Origin of the sequence: Sphingomonas sp. JUb134 (assembly GCF_004341505.2) — a bacterium.
In the GTDB taxonomy this organism is placed as follows: domain Bacteria; phylum Pseudomonadota; class Alphaproteobacteria; order Sphingomonadales; family Sphingomonadaceae; genus Sphingomonas.
Window position 1 is genome coordinate 1,505,963 of the sequence record NZ_SLYP02000001.1, and the last position, 22,506, is coordinate 1,528,468.

The window sequence follows — 22,506 nt, forward strand, 5'->3', positions numbered from 1 at the left end:
GCCTGGTCAGCGGCGCACAACTTCCGTATTCCGCTCGCGCCTCTAAGGTGGCTGCACCCATGAACCGTTTCCCGACCACCGGTCGCGGGGCGTTGCTGCCAACGCTGCTCGCCGCCTCCTGCCTCGCCCTGGCGCAGGCGAGTCTGCAGCCCGCATCGGCGCAGGCGATCGTCCAGCAGCCGACCCCGAACGCGGACCGCCTGTCCGAACAGATGCGGATCCTGGCGACCAGTCCCAACGACCTTACCGCCCTGATCGAGGCCGGCCGCCTGAGCACACGCCTCGGCGACCCGCAGGCATCGGTGCAGTTCTTCGCGCGGGCGGAGAAAGTAGCGCCCGGCGATCCGCGCGTGCTCGCCGGACGCGCCTCCGCGCTGTTGTCGATGGAGCGGCCGGGGGAGGCGATGCGCCTCTTCGCCGCGGCCGAGCGCGCAGGTCTGGCGCCTCGTTATTTTGCGGCCGACCGCGGGCTCGCGTTCGACCTGCTCGGCTATCCCACCAACGCGCAGCGCGATTACCGGCTCGCGCTTTCGGTCGATCGAGATGACGAGATCGTTCGCCGCCTCGCGCTGTCGCTCGGCATCACCGGCGACGTCCGCGCCGCCAACCAGCTGCTCGACCCGCTGCTGCGCCAGAGCGACCGTGCGGCGTGGCGCGTCCACGCCTGTGTCCTCGCGATGCAGGGCGATGCGGCCGGGGCCGACCGGATCGCCGCCACCATGCTACCCGGCTTCGGCACCCAGCTCGCCCCCTTCTTCCGCCGCCTGCCGTCGCTCTCGCCGGCCGATCGCGCCTTTGCCGTGCATTTCGGCCGCCTGGGGACCACGCCCGCCCGCATCGCCGATGCCCGGCTCGCGCCCCCGATCGTGCCCGCACCGCGCGCGGAGACGCCGGTCGCCGTCGCCGCAGTAACTACCGCCGTGCAGCCAGCCCAGGCGACCACGCGCACCCGCAAGCTGTCTCGTCGGGAGCGCCGCGAGGCCGCAGCCGCTGCCCGCCGCGAGACCGAGGCTCGCCAGCGCGAGGCCGAACTCGCCGCCGCGCGCAAGGCGGAGGCCGATCGCGTCGCCGAAGCGGCCCGCGTCGCCGAAGCCGCCCGTGCCGCCGAAGCCGCACGCCTCGCCCAGGTCGCGCGTGCGGCCGAAGCGGCCCGCACCGCTGCCGCTGCCGAGACGGCCCGCCGGGTCGAGGCCGAGCGCCTTGCTCAGGCCCAGCGTGCGGCAGAGGCTGCCCGGCTCGCCGAGGCGCAGCGCCTGGCGGAGGCCGCCCGGCTCGCCGATGCGCAACGAGCAGCTGCTGCCGCCGCCGCCCAGGAGGCGCGCGACGTCGCTGCCGCCGAACCCAGGCAGGTGGCCTCTGCGCCCCAGCCGCCGGCGCCCGCGCGCAGCGATGCCGCCGCCGCTGCCACCGACACCACGCTTGCGACCATCATCCGCAACCTGACGATCCCGGCCACCGAGCTGGGCGTCGCGCCGCTGCCCTCCGCCGCGCCCGCGCCCGCACCCTTTACCCCTGCCGCCACGGTCCCCGCTGCGCCCCCGGTTCGTGTCGAACCCGCCCGGCCCGAGCCCAAGCCGACGCCTGCTAAGGCTGCCGCGGCACGCGAGACGGAAAAGCCTGCCGCCAAGGAGCCGGCGGCCAAGGCCAAGGATGCCGCCGCAAAGCCCGGCGGGGCCAAGACGGCGGCAAAGGACGACCCCAAGGCCGCGACCGCAAAGGGCAAGACGAAGACCCCGGCAAAACCCGATCCCGTCAAGCGCGATCCTGCGCGCACCTGGGTGCAGGTCGCGGGCGGCGCCAACAAGGCGGACCTGCCGAAGGCCTATCGGGCGTTGGGCGCCAAGGCCGCGGCGCTCAAGGGCCGCTCGGCGTGGACCACGCCGCTGCGTGCCACCAACCGGCTGCTGGTCGGCCCCTTCAAGACCGACGACGAAGCGCAGGCCTTCGTCAACACGCTTGCCAAGCAGGGGCTCTCCGCCTTTGTCTGGGCCAGCGAACCCGGACAAAAGATCGAGCAGCTTCCCAAGTGACCAGACAACAGGCGCCCTGGGCGGCGGACCCTCGGGCGCATGGCGGACGCCTGCACGACGAGGGCAACGAGACGGCGCGCGGCCCCCGCGACGCGTTTCAGCGCGATCGCGACCGCATCATTCACTCGATCAGCTTCCGGCGCCTGCGTCACAAGACGCAGGTGTTCATGGCGCCCGACGGGGACCATTTCCGCGTCCGCCTCACCCACAGCCTGGAGGTCGCGCAGATCGGCCGCGCCATCGCGCGCGCGCTGGGATTGAACGAGGACCTGACGGAGGCGCTGTGCCTCGCGCACGACATCGGCCATCCGCCGTTCGGCCATGCCGGCGAGGATGCGCTCAAGGACGCGCTGATGGGAGCGGGCGGCTTCGACCACAACGGTCACACGCTGCGCACGCTGACGCGGCTCGACAGCCCGTATCCCCGCTGGCGAGGGCTCAACCTCACCTGGGATACGCTGGAGGGGCTCGCCAAGCACAACGGCCCGATCCGCCGCCCCGGCTGGGCACTGGCGGACGTGGACGCCGCCTTTCCGCTGCGGCTGGGCGAATGGTCCTCGCTGGAGGCGCAGGTCGCAGCCCTCGCCGACGACATCGCCTATGACAACCACGACATCGACGACGGTCTGCGCGCCGGCCTGCTGACGTTCGACCAGATGCTGGGCGTCGGGATCGTCGCCGAGCGCTGGGACGAGGTGCGCGCGCAATTCCCGGATGACGCGCCCGATCGGCTGGTGGGCGAACTGATCCGCGCGCAGATCGGCGCGATGGTCAACGACCTGATCGCCGAAACCCGCCGCCGCATCGCCGACGCGGGCGTGCAGAGCGTCGCGGACGTGCGCGCCTGCGGCCGCTGCCTCGTCGGCTTCTCCGACAAGGTCCGCGAGCAGGAGCGCACGCTTAAGCGCTTCATGTACGCCAACCTCTACCATCACCCCTCGCAGCTGGCAGCGGCGGACGCCGCGCGCACGGTGGTGACGGGGCTGTTCGCCGCCTATCGGAATAATCCGTCGCTGCTGCCCGACGGCTGGCGCACCGATCTCCCCAACGATGAGCCCGGGCGCAGCCGCCACATCGCCGACTTCATCGCCGGCATGACGGACCGCTTCGCCATCGCCCGCTACCGCGAGCTGGTGGGCGAGGTGAGCCTGCCCGAGGGGTTCTGACCCCGCGGCTTGACGGGAGAACCCGTGTTCCCGCGAAGGCGGGAACCCAGGGCCACACGAAACCGCCGCCCGTTGCGTCTGGAACCCTGGGCTCCCGCCTGCGCGGGAGCACTGAGGCGGAATAGGTCCGCAATCCCACTTTCGTCAGGATGATGGTTCAAGCGAACGGAAAACTCCTCTACAGCCGCGCCTGATTTTCACCACCGGAACGCCCATGACGCTGTACGCACGCTTTGCCGCCCATCTCGATGCCGCCCTCGACGCGCTGGTCGCGGCGGGCGACCTGCCGGAGGGGCTGGAACGACGCGCCGTCACGGTGGAGCCGCCGCGCGACCCGAGCCACGGCGATCTGTCGACCAACGCCGCCATGGTGCTGGCCAAGCCCGCGCGCACCAATCCGCGCGCGCTCGCCGAAAAGCTCGCCGCCGAACTCGGCAAGCTCGACGCGGTGGCCGAAGTGTCGGTCGCCGGGCCGGGCTTCATCAACCTGACGCTGACCGACGACACCTGGCGCGACGAGCTGCGCGGCATCATCCAGGCGGGCGGCGACTATGGCCGCTCGACCATGGGGGCGGGGACCACCGTCAACATCGAATATGTCTCGGCCAACCCCACCGGTCCCATGCACATGGGCCATTGCCGCGGCGCGGTGGTGGGCGACGCGCTCGCCAGCCTGCTCGAATTCGTCGGCCACAAGGTCATCCGCGAATATTACGTCAACGACGCCGGCGGCCAGGTCGACGTGCTCGCCCGCTCGGCGCACCTGCGCTACCGCGAGGCGCTGGGCGAGACGATCGAGATCCCGGAGGGCCTCTACCCCGGCGATTACCTCAAGCCGATCGGCGAGAAGCTGGCGGCCGAGCATGGCGCCCGCTTCGTCGACGCGCCCGAGAGCGAGTGGCTGGCCATGTTCCGCAAGGAAGCGGTGGCCGCCATGCTCGTCATGATCAAGGACGATCTGGCGCTGCTCGGCATCCACCACGACCTGTTCTCGTCCGAGGCCGAACTCCAGGCGGCCGGCAAGCCCGAGGCGGCCGAGGCGTGGCTGCGCGAGCGCGGCCTCGTCTACGACGGCGTGCTCGAAGCCCCCAAGGGCGAGACGCCGGAGGATTGGGAGCCGGTCGAGCTGCCGCTGTTCCGCTCGACGCAATTCGGCGACGATCAGGATCGCCCGATCAAGAAGTCCAACGGCCAGTGGACCTATTTCGGCGCCGACCTCGCCTATCACTTTCAGAAGGCGCAGACCGCCGACCAGCTGATCGACATCTGGGGCGCGGACCATGCCGGCACCGTCAAGCGCATCGTCGCCGCCGTCCAGGCGCTGACGGAGGGCAAGACCCGCTTCGACGTCAAGCTCGTTCAGATGGTGCGCCTGCTGCGTGCCGGCGAGCCGGTGAAGATGTCGAAGCGCGCCGGCAACTTCGTAACGCTGGCGGAGGTGGTGAAGGAGGTCGGCAAGGACGTCGTCCGCTTCACCATGCTCACCCGCAAGGCGGATGCGCAGATGGACTTCGACTTCGCCAAGGTGGTGGAGGCGTCGAAGGATAATCCGGTCTTCTACGTCCAGTACGCCCATGCGCGAGTCGCCTCGCTGCATCGCCGTGCGCGGGAGGCGGGGATCGAGTGCGACACGGTCGACCTGTCCCGGCTTGATACGACGGAGCTGCGGCTGGTGAAGCGCGCCGCCCAGTTCCCCCGCGTCGCGGAAGCGGCGGCGACGGCGCGCGAGCCGCATCGCATCGCCTTCTATCTCTATGATCTGGCGGCGGAATTCCACGCCGCCTGGAACATGGGCAACGACGATCCCTCGCGCCGCACCCTCCAGCCGGACGATCCGGCGCTCACCTGCGCGCGGCTTTTCCTGGCCGACGCAATCGGGCAGATCATCCGCAACGGGCTCGCCGTGATGGGGGTCGAGGCCGTCGAGGAGATGCATTGATGGCCGACCGGCTGGCGACGGGCATGCACGCGCGCGACGAGGATCGCCTGCCGTGGCTGGAGAGCGTCGAGCCCCCGCCCGAGGCGACCGCCTCGCTGTGGCGGGTGCTGCTTCTCGTCCTGGTCGGCATCGCCGTGCTCGGCGGCGTCGTGTGGGCGGCGCTCAACTTCGGCGCGAACGTCACGGGCGGCGGCGGTGGCAACGGCGCGATCATCACCGCGGAGAAGGGTCCGTACAAGGTGAAGCCGGACCAGCCCGGCGGCATGGAAGTGGAAGGCACCGGCGATACCGTCTTTGCGACCAGCGAAGGGCGGGACGCGGGCGCCGCGACTGTCGACCTGAGCAAGGTGCCCGAGGCGCCGGTCCTGGGCCAGGCGGCACCGGCACAGGCGCCCGCCGCGACCCCGTCCGAGGGTGCGGCCAAGGTGGTGGCAGCGGTTCCTGCCCCCGCCGGCCAGCTCCAGGCCCGTGCGCCCGCCCGCCAGGCGGCAGCGGCCCCGGCCCGCACCGCCTCCGGCTCGGTGGTCCAGCTCGGCTCCTTCCCGCAGGCAAGCGTCGCCAACAGCAGCTGGCAGCGGCTCACCAAGCGCTTCGGCTACCTGGCCCCGCTCACCCCCTCGATCGAGCAGGCCGAGGTCAACGGCAAGACCGTCTACCGGCTGCGCGTCGACGCGGGCGACGCTCCCAAGGCGGGCGAACTGTGCGGCAAGCTCAAGCTCGCCGGCGAAGGCTGCTACATCGCCCGCTGACGCCTGAGCCGCAGGCAGTACCCCGGCGAAGGCCGGGGCCCAGTTGGGTGACCGAAGCGAAGGCGCAACGCACCTCGTCACCGTTTTCCCTCGTCTCGCGCAGGGCACGGCCAGACCAAACCCCCGCCGTGCTCCTGCGAAGGCAGGAGCCCAGGGTTCCGCGCGCCGACCGCTGTTACGCTGCTCCATCCTGGATTTCCGGCGCCGCAGGGAAACGCCTCCTTCAGAACAGGCTCGCTCCGCAGATGCGCGACGAACCCCGCCCCCGGGGTGTTCTAATCCCGCCTCCAAGCCGCTAGGCAGCGGGCATGAAGCCCGTGATCTTCGGCCTGTCCGGCCCCGCGCTCACCGACGGTGAAGCCGCCTTCTTCCGCGATGTGGAGCCGGCCGGCTTCATCCTGTTCGGCCGCAACGTCGTCGATCGGCCACAGTTGCGCGCGCTCACCGACTCGCTGCGTGCGCTCACCGGCCGCGACGACCTGCCGATCCTGATCGACCAGGAGGGCGGGGCGGTCTCCCGCATGAAGCCGCCCGAATGGCCGGCATTCCCTGCCGGCGCCGCCTTCGCCCGGCTTTGGGACGTCGCCCCGGCCTCCGCGATCGAGGCGGCGCGCGCCAATGCCGAGGCGATCGGCCACACGCTCGCAGAGGTCGGCATCACCGTCGACTGCCTGCCGCTGCTCGACGTGCGGCAGCCCGACACCACCACCGCCGTCGCCGAGCGCACCTATGGCGCCGAACCGCTGCAGGTCGCCGCGATCGGCCGCGCGGTGCTCGACGGCCTCGCCCGCGCTGGCGTGGTCGGCGTCGTCAAGCACATGCCCGGCCACGGCCGCGCCGTGGTCGACAGCCATCTCGAACTGCCCGTGGTCGAGGCCGATGCCGAGGCACTGGAGCAGGACATCGCGCCGTTCCGCACGCTGGCGAACGCGCCGATGGGGATGACCGCCCACGTCGTCTACCGCGCCTGGGACGCCGAGCGTTCCGGCACCCTGTCACCGACCGTGATCGGCGAGGTGATCCGCGGCCGCATCGGCTTCGACGGGCTGCTGATGACCGACGACATCGACATGAAGGCGCTCTCCGGCACCGCGGGCGAAAAGGCGGCGGCTGCAATCGCCGCCGGCTGCGACCTGGTGCTCGACTGCTGGGCCCGCATGGACGAGATGGTCGAGATCGCCGGCCGCCTCGGCGAGATCGCGCCCGAAAGCCGCGCAAGACTGGACCGCGCCATGGCGAGCGTCACCCGGGCCGAAGCAGCCGGCATTGCTCCCCTGATCGCAAAGCGCGACGCCCTCCTGGCGCTCGCCTGAACCAGACGCGCTGCTTCTTCTTCGTACCCCGGCGAAGGCCGGGGCCCAGTTGGGAAGGCGGCGGTAAGGGAGCGCAACCCCCCGCCAGAACACCGCGACTGGGCCCCGGCCTCCGCCGGGGTACGGGTTGCGCGCCAGATCAGTCGCCTGCGATCCTCAGACGCGCAGGACACCGCCCCCTCTGGCAATCCGTACGCGGACCCTGTCTAACACCCTCATGGAAACGGACGACACGCTGACGGTGGAGGTGGAGGGCTGGGAAGGCCCGCTCGACCTGCTGTTGGCGCTCGCCCGCACGCAGAAGGTCGACCTGCGCGAAATCTCGATCCTGAAGCTCGTCGAGCAGTATCTCGCCTATGTCGAGCAGGCGCGCGCGTTGAAGCTGGAGCTCGCCGCCGACTATCTGGTGATGGCCGCCTGGCTCGCCTTCCTCAAATCCGCGCTGTTGCTACCCCGCGACCCGGAGGCGCAGCCCGACCCGGAAGAATTGGCGCTCCGCCTACAACTCCGCCTCGAGCGGCTGAACGCGATGCGCGAGGCCGGCGCCCGCCTGCTCGCGCGCGACCGCATCGGCCGCGACGTCTTCCCCCGCGGCGCGCCCGAGGGGCTGCGCGTCCTGCGCCAGACGATCTGGCAGGCGGAGATCTACGACCTGGTCGCCGCCTACGGCCGCGTGAGCGCGCGGACCCGCCCGGTGCTCCACATCGTCCAGCATCGCCCGGTGATGACGCTGGAGACCGCGATCGAGCGGGTGTCGGCGATGCTCGGCACCCATCTCGACTGGACGGTGCTCGAACGCTTCCTGCCCGAGGATGCCGACGCCGCCTTCCGCCGCTCGGCGCTCGCCTCCAGCTTCCTCGCGGCGCTCGAACTCGCGCGCCAAGGCAAGGTAGAGCTCGACCAGTCCGCGCCCTTCGCGCCGCTTCGCATCCGGGCGATCCGGTGAGCACCGCGCCCGACGAACTGGTGCGCGCGGTGGAGGCGGTGCTGTTCGCGGCCGACTCGCCGATGAGCGTCGCCGCGATCCGCGCCTATGTGGGGGAGGGGGCGGACGTTCCGCGTGCGCTCGACCAGCTCGTCGCCGACTATGCCGGCCGCGGGATCGCCCCCGTCCGCCGCGGCGACCGCTGGCATTTCGAGACCGCGCCCGATCTCGCCCGGTTCCTGCGCCGCGATCGCGAGGAGCCGCGCCGCCTGTCGCGCGCCGGCATCGAGACGCTGGCGATCATCGCCTATCACGAGCCGGTCACCCGCGCCGAGATCGAGGCGATTCGCGGCGTGCAGGTGGCAAAGGGCACCATCGACGTGCTGATGGAGGCCGGTTGGGTGCGTCCCGCCGGCCGTCGCGAAGTGCCGGGCCGGCCGCTCACCTACGCCACCACGCCCGAATTCCTGACCCACTTCGGCCTTCGCACGCGCCGCGATCTGCCCGGAATGGACGACCTGCGCGCCGCCGGCCTGCTCGATCCGATCGACGTTGCCCTTGCGGGCGAGCTAGAAAGCGGCGACGAGAGCGACTAAGTGGGCGCCAACGCGTAATGGAGAGTGACAATGGGCGGTCTTAGCATCTGGCATTGGCTGATCGTCGGGATCATCGTGCTCCTGCTGTTCGGCAAGGGCCGCTTTTCCGACATGATGGGCGATGTCGCCAAGGGACTGAAGAGCTTCAAGAAGGGCATGGCCGAGGAAGACGACGATCTGCCGCCCGCCCGTCCGACCCGTCTGGAGCAGCGCACCGACGCGAACCGCGGCTATGATGCCGAGGTCGCGCCCCCGCGTGAGCCGGTCCGCGATCCGGTAGTGGATCCGGTGCGCGACGCCGACCGCACCCGCGACGACCGCTGATCCTGATCTTCACGGGCGCGCCCGGCGCGCCCCTCGACGCGAACGGGCGCTGAATGTTCGATATCGCTCCGACCGAGCTGATGCTGGTGGCCGTGGTTGCGCTGCTGGTGATCGGCCCGAAGGACCTGCCAAAGGCAATGCGCTTCGTCGGCCACTGGGTCGGCAAGGCACGCGGCGTCGCGCGCCAGTTCCGCTCCGGCTTCGACGCCATGGTGCGCGAGGCGGAACTGGCCGAGATGGAAAAGAAGTGGGCGGAGGAAAACGCCCGCATCCTGCGTGAGCATCCCGCGCTCCCGGCTGCGGACACCGCCAGCCCCGCCGCCCCTGAAACGGGCGCAGCGGACACGGCGCCGTTCCCCACCGACGTGCAGGACGCGCCCGTCATGGTCGAAAAGCCGCATGTCGAGCCCGCGGGCGAGGACGATCGCCCGGCTCAGTCGCCGGCGCTGGATGGAAAGGCGCCGTCGTGAGGGACATCGACGACAGCCAGGCACCGCTGCTCGACCATCTGATCGAGCTTCGCCAGCGCCTGATCTACTCACTGATCGCGATTGCGATCGCGTTCGGCGCCTGCTTCTATTTCTCCGAACAGATCTTTGCCTTCCTGGTCCAGCCGCTGCTCGCGGCCGGGCAGAAGCGGATCATCTTCACCCAGATCTTCGAAGGCTTCTTCGTCCAGGTGAAGGTCGCCTTCTTCGCGGCGATGATGCTGTCCTTCCCGGTGATCGCGAACCAGCTGTGGCAGTTCGTGGCCCCCGGCCTCTACCGGTCGGAAAAGAAGGCGCTGTTCCCCTTCCTGCTCGCGACGCCGGTCCTGTTCCTGATGGGCGCGGCGCTCGCCTATTACGTCACCATCCCGGTCGCCCTGCACTTCCTGCTCGGCTACCAGGGCAATCTCGGCGGCGTGCAGCAGGAGGCGCTGCCCTCGGTCGCCAACTACCTGTCGTTCGTGATGCAGTTCCTGTTCGCGTTTGGCTTGGCCTTCCTGTTGCCCGTGCTGCTGATGCTGCTGGAACTCGCCGGCATCGTCACCCGCCAGCAGCTGGTGAGCGCGCGCCGCTATGCGATCGTGGCTGCCTTTGCGCTTTCGGCGGTGCTGACGCCGCCGGACGTCTGGTCGCAGATGCTCCTCGCGATCCCACTGGTGCTGCTCTACGAGGTCGCGCTGATCGGCATCTGGTTCACCGAACGCAAGCGCGCCCGCAACGCCCCGCCCGAGGAAGAGGACGAGGCAAAGGCCTGAGCCGCGGGGCGGCGGCGTTCCACACACCTCCTGTACCCCGGCGAAGGCCGGGGCCCAGATGGGGGGCGCTCGAGAGGTGAGCAGTCTCTCGCCGCGACGCGGGGAATTTTGAGGGACGGTACCAACCCCTCCACCGTATCCCTACGAAGGCAGGGCTCCAGGGCCAAGCAGAGCAACGGACGAGGGCGTTCGGGACCCTGGGCTCCTGCCTGCGCAGGAGCACTGGAGTAGCCCGTAAGGCCCCCCAGCGCGCCGCAGCGCACTTCCTACGGCGCAGCCAGCGCCGCCGCCTTGTTGATCAACCCGACGAAGCGCGCCTCATCGATCGCCGCCTGCGGGTTGTTCCAGCTCCCGGCCATGGCCACCCAGCCGCCGGACTTGGCCCGCATCAGCAGGGTCATGTTGATGACCCCGGGCTCCGATCCGCCCTTGTAGCCCACCCAGCCCCAGCGGGCGGCGTGCGCCGGAGCAATGCCCGGGTTCTTCGACAGCACCGCGCGCGCTTCCGCTCCCGCCGGCCCTTCGGTATTGCGTCGCAGCCAGTCCATCACCCGCAGCAGGTCGTCGGCCGAGGCGAACCACTCGACCGTCGCGATCCGGATCGGCTTGCCATCCTGGAACAGCGAGGGCGGGATCGCCGACACAGGTGCTTGCGCGACCGCCCCGTCCAGCAGCGCCCGGCGGCCGGCGACGTCCGCCGCCTCCCACTGCCGCCCGAGTGCACCGCCTTCCACGCCCTTGAGCTTGAACGCCTCCAACGTACCGAGGAACGGCACATTCCGCCCGCGTGCATCGTGGATGCCGATCACCGGCAGCATCGCCTCCACCTTGTCGCGCCCCAGCGCGCGCAGCAGGATGTCGGTGGCGGAATTGTCGCTGACGGAGATCATCTGCGTCGCCAGCTCGCGCAGCGAGACGCGCGTGCCTGCAGGCTTGCCCGTATAGCCTCCGCCCGGAAGCGGGTTGCCATCCAGCGTCACCATGTCGTCCCACCCGCGCTTGCCCGCCCGCGTGGCGCGCACCAGCTCCGCCAGGATCACCAGCTTGAACGTGGAGCCGATCGCCAGCGGCATGGCTGGATCGTGCGCCGCCAGAGGCACGGGGCCGCCATCCTCCAGCCGCGCGAGCGCAAAGCCGGTGGCACCCGGCAGGGCACGGATCGCCTCCACCACCGCCTGGATGCTCGCCTCCGACGCCTCGCGTGGTTCGCTGCCCGTGATCCGGAGACCGGTCACCAGGTGCGGAGCGGCGGGATCGACCACGATCTGCCCGACCGCAGTCCCGCGCTCGAAGCCGAGGCGGAAGTCGGCGACATGGGGCGTGCGCACCACCAACGCTTCGAGCCGGGTGGGCTTGCCGAGGCCCCCCGTCAGCTGGTCGCGTACCTGCCGGAATGCCGCCTCCGGGATCGCTGCGCGGAAGCTCGGCGCGAAATAGCGGTCATAGGGGATGTTCCCCGTGATCGCCGCCGCCAGCGCCTCCGCCCGCTGGCGCAACTCGGGCGATGCGGTCACCGCCTGCGCCTCAGGGGCAGGAGCGGGCGCTTCCTGCGCGGCGAGCGGTGTCCCGGTCGCAAGTGCGACTCCCAACGCCGCGGCCCGAAACCGGCGAAGCGGCACCCGCTCAGCTCGCCCGCTGCGGATTCATGCCCGGCGGCGGTGCGTCCATCGTCAGGTCGAGTACCTCCACGCGCGGCAGGCCGGTCGGTTGGGGAATGCGCGACCCGAGTTTCGTCGCCAGGCGAGAGGTGATGGTGTAGCGTTCCACCCGCAGGAGCCCCGGGTCGCCCGGCGGGAGTGCCAGCGGCACATAGCGGCGGGACGCCAGCGATTCGAGCACGCGCTTGTTCCAGCCACCGCTGTAATGCTCGCTTTGCCGCAGCAGCGCTGCGTCGCGGGTGCGGCCGTCCGGACCGATCCAGAAAGCGACGTCGATCCACTGGTCCTCATAGCTCTGGAGCGGCGGATCGTCCCACTTTCCGGCGCCAAGCTTGACCGGCTCGCTATAGAGCAGGCGCGGCGTGCTGGCCGGTTCCGCCTGCACTCGGGCGATCAGCGCATCGACCGCGTCCGCGGCTCCCTCGGCCATCGCCAGCCGGGATTCCAGGACTTCTGTCGCCAGTTGGAAGCCGGTCGCATCGGACGCCGAGGAGGTCTTCAGCTGCCGGAGCGCGGCACGGGCCTCGGGGCGAAACCGCTCGCTGAGCTGCGCAAGGGAGACCTTGAGCGAAGCGGTACGCAGCAACGCGAAATTCCGGATCGTCGGCTGCCCGGCTGCCGCCGCGTCCTCGGCAATGGCCTTGTACTCGCGTTCCGCCCCACGAATGTTGCCCAGTTCGGAAAGCCCATCGGCCAGCTCGATACGGCCATAGAGCGTCTGCGGATCGGTCTCCGAGAGCCCCGCGCGCAGGGAGGCGAGCATGCCCCGCATGGCGGCCTTCATCCCGTCGCCATCGCCCAGGTGGGCGTGGATCCGTGCGTCGGCCCGGTAGAGCACAGCCACGTCCACGGGATTGGTCTTTGCAAAGCCGCGATTGCGCCGGATCGCCTCCGCGATCGTCCGCCGGGCGTCGCGATACGCTCCCGCCACGAACTGGTTCTCGACATGGGAGAGCGAGGCAGCGACGTCCTCGGCAGGCGGGCAGTGCCGCGCGATGCACGCGGCCAGCCTCTGTTCCGTCTGCTCCAGCCGGACGGCGGTGACGACGACCTCGCCTCCCGCGCTCTCCGGCGCCTCCTGGGCCGCTGCCGCCGAAGCCAGCAGCATGGAAAGGGATACGCCAAGTGCAGTTCGCAGCATCGCCAAGACCTCGCCATCGGGAGTTCCGATGACGAGGCTATCAAGCGGCGACGTGGTCTGTCACGCGCTTTTCAGGCGTCGATGACTTCTTCGTCCAATCTTGCCGCATTCTCCTGGATGAAGGCGAAGCGGTGGGCGGGATTATTGCCCATCAACCGGTCGACCAGGTCCTTCACCCCTGCGCGTTCCTCATATTCCTGGGGCAGGGTGATGCGGATCATCGAGCGCGTCTTGGGATCCATGGTGGTCTCGCGCAACTGCATCGGGTTCATCTCGCCCAGGCCCTTGAAGCGTGCGACCTCGACCTTCTTGCCCTTGAACGCGGTGCGCTCCAGCTCGGCGCGGTGCGCATCGTCGCGCGCGTACAGGCTCTTCGCCCCCACCGTCAGGCGATAGAGCGGCGGCTGCGCCAGGTAGAGATGCCCGCGGCGCACCAGGTCCGGCATTTCCTGGAAGAAGAAGGTCATCAGCAGCGTCGCGATATGCGCGCCGTCGACGTCCGCGTCCGTCATGATGACGATGCGCTCGTAGCGCAGGTGGCTGGGGTCGCAGTCCTTGCGCGTGCCGCAGCCCATGGCGAGGATCAGGTCCGCGATCTCCTGGTTCGCCAGGATCTTGGCACTGGTGGCGGACGCCACGTTCAAAATCTTGCCGCGGATCGGAAGGATCGCCTGGGTCTTGCGGTCGCGCGCCTGCTTGGCCGAGCCACCGGCCGAGTCGCCCTCGACGATGAACAGCTCGGTGCCGGCGGGATCGTCGGCGGCGCAGTCGGTGAGCTTGCCCGGCAGGCGCAGCTTGCGGGCCGAGGTCGCCGTCTTGCGCTTGACCTCGCGTTCCTGCTTGCGGCGCAGCCGCTCGTCCATCCGCTCCAGCACATAGCCGAGCAGCGCGCGGCCGCGCTCCATATTGTCGGAGAGATAATGGTCGAAATGGTCGCGCACCGCCTTCTCGACCAGCGCGGTGGCGTCGGGCGAGGTCAGCCGGTCCTTGGTCTGGCTCTGGAACTGCGGGTCGCGGATGAACACCGACAGCATCACCTCGGACCCGGTGAGCACGTCGTCGGGGGTCAGGTCCTTGGCCTTCTTCTGCCCCACGAGTTCGCCGAAGCCGCGCAGGCCGCGCACCAGCGCCTGGCGCAGGCCCTGTTCGTGGGTGCCGCCGTCGGGCGTCGGAATGGTGTTGCAGTACCAGCTGTAGCTGCCGTCGCTCCACAACGGCCAGGCGACCGCCCATTCGACGCGGCCCTGCGCGTCCGGAAACTCCTGCGCGCCGGCGAAGAAGTCGGACGTCGCGCACTCACGGGTGCCGACCTGCTCGCGGAGGTGATCGGCAAGACCGCCCGGGAATTGGAACACGGCCTCGGCCGGGGTGTCGTCGGAGATCAGCGACGGCGCACAGCGCCAGCGGATCTCGACGCCGGCGAACAGATACGCCTTGGAACGGACCAGCTTGTGCAGCCGCGCCGGCTTGAACAGCATGTCGCCGAAGATCTCGGTGTCGGGCGTGAAGGTGACCGAAGTGCCGCGCCGGTTGGGCGCCGCGCCGACCTTTTCGAGCGGCCCGAGCGTCTGCCCGCGCGCGAAGCGCTGGCGGTACAGCTGCCGGTCGCGCGCGACCTCGACCACCGTGTCGGACGACAGCGCGTTGACCACGCTGATGCCGACGCCGTGCAGGCCGCCGGAGGTCGCATAGGCCTTGCCGGTGAACTTGCCGCCCGAGTGCAGCGTCGAGAGGATCACCTCCAGCGCCGACTTGTCGGGGAAACGCGGGTGCGGGTCCACCGGGATGCCGCGCCCGTTGTCGACGATGGTCAGGCGATTGCCTTCCTCCAGCGTCACCTCGATGCGGTTGGCGTGGCCCGCGACCGCCTCGTCCATCGCATTGTCGAGCACTTCGGCCGCGAGGTGGTGCAGCGCGCGCTCGTCGGTGCCGCCGATGTACATGCCGGGCCGGCGGCGCACCGGCTCCAGCCCCTCGAGCACCTCGATCGACGAGGCGTCGTAGCTGTTGCTGGCGGTGGTGGAGGAGGGCGACGCGAACAGGTCTTCTGCCATGGAACAGCTATAGTACGCGGGGAGCGCGGGCGCAAAGCACGCCGGCCATGCTCAGTGCCGAATCGCGTGGGCTAGGGCGAGGTGGAAGCTCTTGGGATCCTCGACCATCGGCGAGTGGCCAAGTGCGGGCAGCCGCACCAGCCGCGCGTTGGGAAAGGCCTTCACCGCGGTCTCCGCCGCCTGCGGCACGGTGCGTACCTTCGGCCGCACCACCTCCGGCGCGGTGTTGGCGCGGAACGCGGTCTTGTCGAGCTGGCCGATGAGGAGGGTGACGGGCACTGCCACGCGCGACAGCTCGGCCGCGACGGGCTGGGTCTCAATCATGTCGGAAAGCCGCGCCTGGGCTTCGCGCACCGTGTCGCCCTCGGCGCTCGCATATTGCCCGGCGAGCATCGCCACCCAGCGATCATAGGCCGGACGCCACTGGCCATGGTAATAGTTGCGCAGCTGATAGGCCTTGATCGAGCCGGCGTCGGTCTTCGCCTCCTCGGCGCGCAGCCCGTCGAGCGGCGTATAGGGCACGCCCTCCGCCAGCGTGTCGTTCAGGCCCAGCGGGTTGACCAGCACCAACTGCGATAGCCGCTTGGGGTAGAGCAGGGCGAAGCGCGTCGCGAGCACGCCACCCGTCGAATGGCCGACCAGCACGATCCGCCCGGCACCCGCCTTGTCGAGCAGGGCCGCCGTCAGGGTCGCCAGCGCGTGGAAGCTGTACTGGAAGCCCGCCGGCTTGGACGACTTGCAGAAGCCGATCTGGTCGGGCGCGATCACGCGATAGCCGCGTGCCGCCAGGTCGCCGATCGTCTCGCCCCAGGTGGCCGCGCAGAAGTTCTTGCCGTGAAGCAATACGACGGTGGTGCCGTTCGCGGCCGCGGTCGGGGCCACGTCCAGATAGGCCATGCGCACCGCCTCGCCCTGCGCGCGCGTTTCGAACCAGCGGACCGGATAGGGATAGTCGAACCGCTCCAGGTTCGCGCCGAAATCGGCTTTCGACTGGGCAAGCGCCGGGAAGGGCGCTCCTGCCAGTGCCAGCGCAATCATCCAACCCGCAGTCCGCATCCTTGCCTCCTCGCAGCCCCGTAAAATGCGATCGCCCCGGAACCGGGTTCCAGGGCGATCCGTGTTTCGTGCTCTGCCTCAGCGGACGCGCGGGCCGCCATAGGGCAGCGGCGGCGGCGGGCGCCGGTCGCGGCGGGGCAGCTGCGCCTGATAGGCGTGGCCGCAATGCTCGACGCAGTAGGGGAAGCCCGGGTTCACCTTGTCGCCGCAGAAGTGGAAGTCCGGCTCGCCCGGGTGGCCGATCGGCCACTTGCAGATGCGGTCGTTGAGGTCGAGCAGCGTGGTCTTGCCGGCGATCGCCTCGCTGGGGCGCGCGGGCACCAGGCGGCGGGGCGGGGCGGGCGTGATCGGCGCGCTGTTCTCGCCCGGGTTCTGGCGCAGGAAGCCGCCGGGGCCGACCGAACGCAGCGTCGGCTGGGGCCGCGACTCGGCGGCCGGCGCCGTGTCGTCCTCCTCGGCCGGTTCCGGCGCGGCAGCGCGCACCGGCTCGGGCGCGCGCACCGGCGCAGGCTTCACGGGCTCGGGAGCAGGCGGGGGCGACGCTTCGACTCGCTTGGGCGCCGGCGGCTCGACCGGCGCGGCCACGGGTGCGGCCGGGGCTGCCGCGGCGGCCTTCTTGGCCTCCGGATCATTGGCGCGAACGGGCGAGGGACGCGACTGGAGCCCCAGCCGGTGCGCCTTGCCAATCACCGCATTGCGGCTGATCCCGCCCAGCTCTTCCGCGATCTGGCTCGCCGTCTGCCCGGCCTCCCACATCTTGGTCAGCGTGGCGATGCGTTCCTCGGTCCAACTCATTCGTCGTCGTTCCCCACTCGGTTTCCGGTGCGGGTTGCGGCCCACGACGCCAGCGACTAGGCGGCACCCATGGCCGATCAGCCCCTCGCATCCGAAAACAGGATTTCCGACCCCGGTGTTCCGGTCATCCGGAACGTCAACTGGGGCGGCTTGCGTGCGCTCTATATCAAGGAGGTGCGCCGTTTCTTCAAGGTGCAGCTCCAGACGATCTGGGCACCTGCCGTGCAAACCCTCCTGTACCTCGTGGTGTTCACCACCGCGCTCGGGGCACGCGGGGCGGTTCCGGTCGGCGGCGGCACCGTCGCCTTTGCCGATTTCCTTGCGCCTGGCCTGATCGTCATGGGCATGCTCACCAACGCCTATGCCAACGCCAGCTTCTCGCTGCTGGTGGGCAAGATGCAGGGCACGATCGTCGATTATCTGATGCCGCCGCTCTCGACGGGCGAGCTGTTGGCGGCGCTGACCGGCGGCGCCGTCACGCGCGCGTTCCTGGTCGGCGGCGCGGTGTGGCTGGCGATGGCGCTGTGGCCGGGCGTGCACGTGACGCCGCAGCACCTCTGGGCGATCCTGTGGTTCGGCTTCCTGGGCTCGGTGTTCCTGGCGCTGGTGGGCGTGCTCACCTCGATCTGGGCGGAGAAGTTCGACCATGCCGCCGCGGTCCAGAACTTCGTGGTGGGCCCGCTCACGCTCCTGTCCGGCACCTTCTATTCGGTCGAGCGCCTGTCGCCGACCTTCCAGGCGATCAGCCACGCCAACCCGTTCTTCTACATCATCTCGGGCTTCCGCTACGGCTTCATCGGCACCGCCGACTCGCCCGTGCTGCTCGGCAGCCTGGTGATCCTGGGCGTCGACGTGGTGCTCGGCATCATCGCCTATCGGCTGCTCGCAACCGGCTGGAAGACCAAGAGCTGAGGCCGCTGCACCAGCCTTGGTGTTGACCGGCTTTGCCGGTCGCGCGTAAAGCAACGGGAGGGCGGCCTGGCTGGGCCGCCTTTCGCGTTTTTGGAGCTTTTTCCACCTAGCCTGAAGGAGGCCGTTCGATGTCGATCACCGCGCTCATGCCCGTTTACCCACGGTGCGGCGTGCGCCCGGTGCGAGGCGAGGGCTGCTACCTCTTCAGCGAGGACGGCACCCGCTATCTCGACTTCGCCGCCGGCATTGCGGTGAACGCGCTCGGCCACGGCCACCCGCACCTGGTGAAGGCGATCGCCGACCAGGCTGCGACGTTGATGCACGTCTCGAACCTCTACGGCAGCCCGCAGGGGGAGGCGCTGGCGCAGCGCATCGTCGACAACAGCTTTGCCGACACCGTGTTCTTCACCAACTCGGGTGCCGAGGCGGTGGAGTGCGCGATCAAGACCGCGCGCCGCTACCACTACGCCAACGGCAATCCGGAGCGGCACAAGCTCATCACCTTCCAGAACGCCTTCCACGGGCGCACGCTCGGCGCGATCTCCGCGACCGACCAGCCCAAGATGCGCGACGGGTTCGAGCCGCTGCTGCCGGGCTTCGACTATGTGCCTTTCAACGATCTGGAGGGCGCGCTCGCCAAGATCGATGACGAGACCGCCGGCTTCCTGGTCGAGACCGTCCAGGGCGAGGGCGGGCTGATGGCCGCGACGCCGGAGTTCCTCCAGGGCCTGCGCAAGGCGTGTGACGAACACGGCCTGCTGCTGGTGCTGGACGAGGTGCAGTGCGGCTACGGCCGTACCGGCACCTTCTTCGCGCACGAGCAATATGGCGTCACGCCCGACATCATGTCGGTTGCCAAGGGCATCGGCGGCGGCTTCCCGCTCGGCGCCTGCCTCGCGACCGAGGAAGCGGCCAAGGGCATGGTCTATGGCACCCACGGTTCGACCTATGGCGGCAACCCGCTCGCGATGGCGGCGGGCCAGGCGGTGCTCGACGTCATGCTGGAGCCGGGCTTCCTCGATCATGTGAAGCAGATGGGCGAGCGCCTGCGCTCGGCGCTCGAGCAGATGATCCCCAACCACGACCATCTGTTCGAGGAGGTGCGCGGCAAGGGGCTGATGCTCGGCATCAAGCTCAAGGCCGATGCCCGCGAGTTCGTGGCGCACCTGCGCGACAACCACCAGCTGCTGACCGTGTCTGCCGGCGGCAACGTGGTGCGCGTGCTGCCGCCGCTGGTGATCGACGAGCGCCACATCGCCGAGGCGGTGGAAAAGCTCTCCGCGGGCGCGCGCACCTTCGTGCCCGTCGCCGACGATTGATCCTCGCCACCTGACATCGACCGGCCCGTCCTGGCCGTCCGCCCTCGCGAACGGGGCGGCCGGTCCGGCGGGGAGCCAAGGGCCTTTGCCATGACCCAGACCCGTCACTTCCTCGATCTCTCCTCCGCCGGCGCCGACGGCGTCGCGGCGATGCTCGCCGACGCGCTCGATCGCAAGCAGGCGCGCGCCGGCTTCCCCAAGGGGCGCCCTGACGCCGACGCGCCGCTCGCTGGCCACACGCTGGCGATGGTGTTCGAGAAATCCTCCACCCGCACCCGCGTGTCGTTCGACATGGCGATGCGGCAGCTCGGCGGCAGCGCGGTGATCCTCGACAGCGGCACCAGCCAGCTCGGCCGCGGCGAGACGGTCGCCGACACCGCGCGCGTGCTGTCGGGCTATTGCGACGCCATCATGGTGCGCACCGACGACCATGCGAAGCTGGAGGAGATGGCGGCCTATGCCACCGTCCCCGTCATCAACGGCCTCACCGACAATTCGCACCCCTGCCAGATCATGGCCGACCTGCTGACGGTGATCGAGGCCGGCCTGGCGCTGCCGGGCAGCAAATGGGCCTGGCTGGGCGACGGCAACAACGTGCTTCACTCGATCATCGAGGCGGGCGCGCTGATGCACTTCGACGTGGTCGCCGCCTGCCCCGAAGGCTTCGACCCCGCACCGCACGTGCTGGAGGCAGCGGGCGCCCGCGCGCGCGTCTGCCGCGATCCGCTGGAGGCGGTGTCCGGTGCCGACGTGATCGTCACCGACACCTGGATCTCGATGGGCCAAGCCCATGCCGATGCGAAGCTCGCGGCGATGGCGCCGTTCCAGGTGACCGAGGCGCTGATGGCCGCCGCCAAGCCGGATGCGAAGTTCCTCCACTGCCTGCCCGCCCACCGCGGGGAGGAAGTGGTGCCGGAAGTGATCGACGGCCCGCAATCGCTGATCTGGCCGGAGGCGGCGAACCGCCTCCACGCGCAAAAGTCGGTCCTGCGCTGGTGCTTCGGCCAGGTCGGCTGAGCGACCCGCATTCATCCCCGTTCGTGCTGAGTAGGGGCTGAGCTTGTCGAAGCCCCGTATCGAAGCATCCTTCGATACGCCATTTCGACTTCGCTCAATGGCTACTCAGGACGAACGTCGGCGCCAGTAAGAGGCTCTTGAGGCGGCTTCGGCGCATGAGTTGCCGAACGCGCGCGGCTTCCTATCTCTATTCCACACCACCGAGCGCCGTTTCGCCCCGCCACGAGGGGCCGCTCTTCTTCTCCCATGCGGGCGGAAGGAGAAGGGCAGGGCTCGGACAGGCTCAGCCCGAACGGTAGACACCATGCAGGAACCCACCGCCACCGATCTCGACCGCGCGATCGGCTTCACCATTCCCGATCGGGACGCCCGCGGCCGCATCACCCGGCTGGGGCCGGTGCTCGACTCGATCCTCTCCGCGCACGCCTATCCGCCAGCGATCGAGACGCTGCTGGCCGAGGCGCTGGCGCTCACCGCATTGCTCGGCTCGACGCTGAAGGGCGAAGAGGGGCAGCTCACGCTCCAGGCGCAGACGCAGAACGGCGTCGTGCGGCTGATGGTCTGCGACTTCAAGGCCGGCGAGCTGCGCGGCTATGTGGACTATGACGCCGAGCGGCTGGCGGCGCTGCCGGAGGCGCCGTCGCTGTTCGCGTTGTTCGGCAACGGCTATCTCGCGATCACCTTCGACCAGGCGGTGACCGGCGAGCGCTACCAGGGCATCGTGCCGCTGGATGGCGAGTCGCTGGCGGACGCGGCGCAGAGCTACTTCCTCCAGTCGGAGCAGATCCCGAGCCTGGTGCGCCTGGGCGTCGGCCGCGATGCGGCCGGCCGGCCGGTCGCGGGCGGGCTGTTCCTGCAGCATCTGCCCGATGGCGAGGAGGGGCGCGATCGTATCCACACCCGGCTCGATCACCCGCAGTGGCAGCACGTCGAGGCACTCGGCGCCACCATGGGTGCGGACGAGCTCACGGATGCGGCGCTTCCGCTCGAGACGCTGGTCTGGCGCCTGTTCAACGAGGAGCGCGAGGTGCTGGTGCAAGGAAGCACGGCGATGAGCCGCGGCTGCCGCTGCGACGTGACCTACATCCAGCAGGTGCTGTCGCGCTTCCCGGAGGAGGAGCGGCGCGAGATGGCCGACGAGAACGGCCTGATCACCGTCGACTGCGCCTTTTGCGCCACCAAGTTCCCGGTGCCGTTCGAGACGGCACTCTCCTGACGTTGCATCCCCGGCAGGCAGCCCCCACATGCGCGGCGGGGGCTGCCGCGCTGCGGCAAACGGAAGGTGAGACATGAGGGGTGGGGGCGCAGGTCGCGCCATTCTGGCCGCAGTGGCGGCGATACTCGGCGCGGCGTCTGCCGTAGCGGTGGTTCCGGGCTCCGGACTAAGGGCAACAGCGTCGATCGAGCCGGGCCTGTGGCAGGTCCGCGAACGCGGTGCGAAGGCGGGGGGACGCAATCTGTGCGTCCGCGACGTCGGCGCGCTGGTTCAGCTCCGTCATGCCGGCGTGCAGTGCTCGCGCTTCGTCATCGAAGATGCCGGAAATCGCGCGACGGTACACTATACCTGTCCCGGATCAGGACATGGGCGGACCACCATCACGGTCAATACCTCGCACGCGCTGACGGTCGAGACGCAGGGCATCGCCGAAGGCTTGCCGTTCCAGGAGGAATACTGGGTCCGGCGCCTCGGCAGCTGTTCGCCCGGCCGCGGTCGTTAAGGCTGGGTTTATGCGGGCCGTTCTACGAAGCGAATAGCCGGATTTCGGCGCATGTTCCCCTAACAACATGATCCTCGGGCCGCTCTTCAGCGGCCCGTTCTTTGCCGGTCTCGCGCTTCGCGGCTGACCGCTTGAGTCGCTGGACGCAATCTCCTAGTCCTCTTGAGGGCGCTACGTAGTAATTCGTACGCGGTTTACCGGAGCGCGGCCACGTACGGTCGCTAAGGGCGTGGCGCGTTTTTGCGGTGCAGCGTATGCCTCCTGTGCTCTTCGGCCTCCGTGGGGGGCGGTTACTTCGGGGCCGAAGCGCATATCAGGGGAGAGTCGGGAGACGATCCGTGGGTTGGCTTTGTATGGTGATGGGCCACAAGCACGCGAAGCGTGTGTGGCACGATGGGGTCGACTTTCGCGCCCGTTGCACGCGCTGCAGCGAGGAGATGCTGCGCGATGACGTCCGGGGCGAATGGCGCCTCTTCGATCCGGTCCGGGACGCCGATCCGACGCGCACCGAGAAGCCGGACCGCCAGTCCCGCGCGGGCTGAGGCGCCGCC

21 protein-coding genes are annotated in these 22,506 nt (G+C 69.8%); 16 read left to right on the forward strand and 5 right to left on the reverse strand.

What is annotated here, in order from left to right; all coding sequences use genetic code 11:
* Window positions 1-59: 59 nt before the first annotated feature.
* The 10 genes from EDF69_RS07120 (at window position 60) to tatC (ending at window position 10,285) form a co-directional block, all read left to right on the forward strand.
* Complete coding sequence (locus tag EDF69_RS07120) at window positions 60-2,030, forward strand: tetratricopeptide repeat protein (RefSeq protein ID WP_132883235.1); 1,971 nt, start codon at window positions 60-62, stop codon at window positions 2,028-2,030.
* Window positions 2,027-3,196: a deoxyguanosinetriphosphate triphosphohydrolase gene (locus EDF69_RS07125; RefSeq protein WP_132883236.1), complete on the forward strand. Its 1,170-nt coding sequence runs from the start codon at window positions 2,027-2,029 to the stop codon at window positions 3,194-3,196. The genes EDF69_RS07120 and EDF69_RS07125 overlap by 4 nt, the downstream gene beginning before the upstream one ends.
* 214 nt (window positions 3,197-3,410) lie before the next feature.
* Window positions 3,411-5,135 (forward strand): arginine--tRNA ligase, encoded by a 1,725-nt coding sequence (gene argS / locus EDF69_RS07130; protein ID WP_132883237.1) that lies wholly within the window; start codon window positions 3,411-3,413, stop codon window positions 5,133-5,135.
* Window positions 5,135-5,884, forward strand: a complete 750-nt coding sequence (locus tag EDF69_RS07135) for an SPOR domain-containing protein (protein ID WP_132883238.1) — start codon at window positions 5,135-5,137, stop codon at window positions 5,882-5,884. The genes argS and EDF69_RS07135 overlap by 1 nt, the downstream gene beginning before the upstream one ends.
* 308 nt (window positions 5,885-6,192) lie before the next feature.
* A complete protein-coding gene (locus EDF69_RS07140) occupies window positions 6,193-7,197 on the forward strand; it encodes a glycoside hydrolase family 3 N-terminal domain-containing protein (protein ID WP_132883239.1) in 1,005 nt (334 codons plus the stop codon).
* A 217-nt stretch (window positions 7,198-7,414) separates the two neighbouring features.
* Window positions 7,415-8,143, forward strand: coding sequence for a segregation and condensation protein A (locus EDF69_RS07145; protein WP_125961440.1), 729 nt, complete (start codon window positions 7,415-7,417; stop codon window positions 8,141-8,143).
* Window positions 8,140-8,718 (forward strand): SMC-Scp complex subunit ScpB, encoded by a 579-nt coding sequence (scpB, locus tag EDF69_RS07150; protein ID WP_132883240.1) that lies wholly within the window; start codon window positions 8,140-8,142, stop codon window positions 8,716-8,718. Before EDF69_RS07145 ends, scpB begins: the two co-directional genes overlap by 4 nt.
* Before the next feature lie 30 nt (window positions 8,719-8,748).
* On the forward strand, window positions 8,749-9,042 hold the full coding sequence (locus EDF69_RS07155; RefSeq protein ID WP_132883241.1) for a twin-arginine translocase TatA/TatE family subunit: 294 nt from the start codon (window positions 8,749-8,751) through the stop codon (window positions 9,040-9,042).
* Between the two features lie 53 nt (window positions 9,043-9,095).
* On the forward strand, window positions 9,096-9,512 hold the full coding sequence (tatB, locus tag EDF69_RS07160) for a Sec-independent protein translocase protein TatB (protein WP_132883242.1): 417 nt from the start codon (window positions 9,096-9,098) through the stop codon (window positions 9,510-9,512).
* Window positions 9,509-10,285, forward strand: a complete 777-nt coding sequence (gene tatC / locus EDF69_RS07165; protein ID WP_132883243.1) for a twin-arginine translocase subunit TatC — start codon at window positions 9,509-9,511, stop codon at window positions 10,283-10,285. The genes tatB and tatC overlap by 4 nt, the downstream gene beginning before the upstream one ends.
* Before the next feature lie 266 nt (window positions 10,286-10,551).
* On the opposite strand, the gene EDF69_RS07170 is transcribed toward tatC, so the two are convergent.
* From EDF69_RS07170 to EDF69_RS07190, 5 genes are all read right to left on the reverse strand, one after another.
* A complete protein-coding gene (locus EDF69_RS07170; RefSeq protein ID WP_132883244.1) occupies window positions 10,552-11,874 on the reverse strand; it encodes a serine hydrolase in 1,323 nt (440 codons plus the stop codon).
* Between the two features lie 34 nt (window positions 11,875-11,908).
* A complete protein-coding gene (locus EDF69_RS07175; protein WP_132883245.1) occupies window positions 11,909-13,051 on the reverse strand; it encodes a hypothetical protein in 1,143 nt (380 codons plus the stop codon).
* Between the two features lie 104 nt (window positions 13,052-13,155).
* On the reverse strand, window positions 13,156-15,138 hold the full coding sequence (gene parE, locus EDF69_RS07180) for a DNA topoisomerase IV subunit B (protein WP_132883246.1): 1,983 nt from the start codon (window positions 15,136-15,138) through the stop codon (window positions 13,156-13,158).
* Between the two features lie 51 nt (window positions 15,139-15,189).
* Complete coding sequence (locus tag EDF69_RS07185; RefSeq protein ID WP_132883247.1) at window positions 15,190-16,194, reverse strand: alpha/beta fold hydrolase; 1,005 nt, start codon at window positions 16,192-16,194, stop codon at window positions 15,190-15,192.
* Window positions 16,195-16,272: 78 nt separating this feature from the next.
* Window positions 16,273-16,989 (reverse strand): GcrA family cell cycle regulator, encoded by a 717-nt coding sequence (locus tag EDF69_RS07190; protein WP_132883248.1) that lies wholly within the window; start codon window positions 16,987-16,989, stop codon window positions 16,273-16,275.
* A gap of 69 nt (window positions 16,990-17,058) precedes the next feature.
* Here EDF69_RS07190 and EDF69_RS07195 point away from each other — a divergent pair, with 69 nt between their 5' ends.
* The 6 genes from EDF69_RS07195 (at window position 17,059) to EDF69_RS07220 (ending at window position 22,497) form a co-directional block, all read left to right on the forward strand.
* Window positions 17,059-17,901, forward strand: a complete 843-nt coding sequence (locus EDF69_RS07195; protein ID WP_132883249.1) for an ABC transporter permease — start codon at window positions 17,059-17,061, stop codon at window positions 17,899-17,901.
* A 128-nt stretch (window positions 17,902-18,029) separates the two neighbouring features.
* Entirely contained in the window at window positions 18,030-19,220 is a 1,191-nt protein-coding gene (locus tag EDF69_RS07200; RefSeq protein ID WP_132883250.1) for an aspartate aminotransferase family protein, read from the forward strand.
* A gap of 90 nt (window positions 19,221-19,310) precedes the next feature.
* Window positions 19,311-20,237 (forward strand): ornithine carbamoyltransferase, encoded by a 927-nt coding sequence (gene argF / locus EDF69_RS07205; protein ID WP_132883251.1) that lies wholly within the window; start codon window positions 19,311-19,313, stop codon window positions 20,235-20,237.
* A gap of 304 nt (window positions 20,238-20,541) precedes the next feature.
* Window positions 20,542-21,453: an Hsp33 family molecular chaperone HslO gene (locus EDF69_RS07210; RefSeq protein WP_132883252.1), complete on the forward strand. Its 912-nt coding sequence runs from the start codon at window positions 20,542-20,544 to the stop codon at window positions 21,451-21,453.
* Between the two features lie 73 nt (window positions 21,454-21,526).
* On the forward strand, window positions 21,527-21,955 hold the full coding sequence (locus EDF69_RS07215) for a DUF3617 domain-containing protein (protein ID WP_132883253.1): 429 nt from the start codon (window positions 21,527-21,529) through the stop codon (window positions 21,953-21,955).
* Window positions 21,956-22,293: 338 nt separating this feature from the next.
* A complete protein-coding gene (locus EDF69_RS07220) occupies window positions 22,294-22,497 on the forward strand; it encodes a hypothetical protein (RefSeq protein ID WP_125961426.1) in 204 nt (67 codons plus the stop codon).
* Window positions 22,498-22,506: the final 9 nt, after the last annotated feature.

Coding starts and splice junctions, on each gene's coding strand:
- EDF69_RS07140 (WP_132883239.1), top strand. CDS start 6,193: ATGAAGCCCGTGATCTTCGGCCTGTCCGGCCCCGCGCTCACCGACGGT.
- argS (WP_132883237.1), top strand. CDS start 3,411: ATGACGCTGTACGCACGCTTTGCCGCCCATCTCGATGCCGCCCTCGAC.
- EDF69_RS07215 (WP_132883253.1), top strand. CDS start 21,527: ATGAGGGGTGGGGGCGCAGGTCGCGCCATTCTGGCCGCAGTGGCGGCG.
- argF (WP_132883251.1), top strand. CDS start 19,311: ATGACCCAGACCCGTCACTTCCTCGATCTCTCCTCCGCCGGCGCCGAC.
- EDF69_RS07190 (WP_132883248.1), bottom strand. CDS start 16,989: ATGAGTTGGACCGAGGAACGCATCGCCACGCTGACCAAGATGTGGGAG.
- tatB (WP_132883242.1), top strand. CDS start 9,096: ATGTTCGATATCGCTCCGACCGAGCTGATGCTGGTGGCCGTGGTTGCG.
- EDF69_RS07185 (WP_132883247.1), bottom strand. CDS start 16,194: ATGCGGACTGCGGGTTGGATGATTGCGCTGGCACTGGCAGGAGCGCCC.
- EDF69_RS07145 (WP_125961440.1), top strand. CDS start 7,415: ATGGAAACGGACGACACGCTGACGGTGGAGGTGGAGGGCTGGGAAGGC.
- EDF69_RS07135 (WP_132883238.1), top strand. CDS start 5,135: ATGGCCGACCGGCTGGCGACGGGCATGCACGCGCGCGACGAGGATCGC.
- EDF69_RS07210 (WP_132883252.1), top strand. CDS start 20,542: ATGCAGGAACCCACCGCCACCGATCTCGACCGCGCGATCGGCTTCACC.
- EDF69_RS07175 (WP_132883245.1), bottom strand. CDS start 13,051: ATGCTGCTGGCTTCGGCGGCAGCGGCCCAGGAGGCGCCGGAGAGCGCG.
- EDF69_RS07120 (WP_132883235.1), top strand. CDS start 60: ATGAACCGTTTCCCGACCACCGGTCGCGGGGCGTTGCTGCCAACGCTG.
- parE (WP_132883246.1), bottom strand. CDS start 15,138: ATGGCAGAAGACCTGTTCGCGTCGCCCTCCTCCACCACCGCCAGCAAC.
- EDF69_RS07155 (WP_132883241.1), top strand. CDS start 8,749: ATGGGCGGTCTTAGCATCTGGCATTGGCTGATCGTCGGGATCATCGTG.
- EDF69_RS07195 (WP_132883249.1), top strand. CDS start 17,059: ATGGCCGATCAGCCCCTCGCATCCGAAAACAGGATTTCCGACCCCGGT.
- EDF69_RS07200 (WP_132883250.1), top strand. CDS start 18,030: ATGTCGATCACCGCGCTCATGCCCGTTTACCCACGGTGCGGCGTGCGC.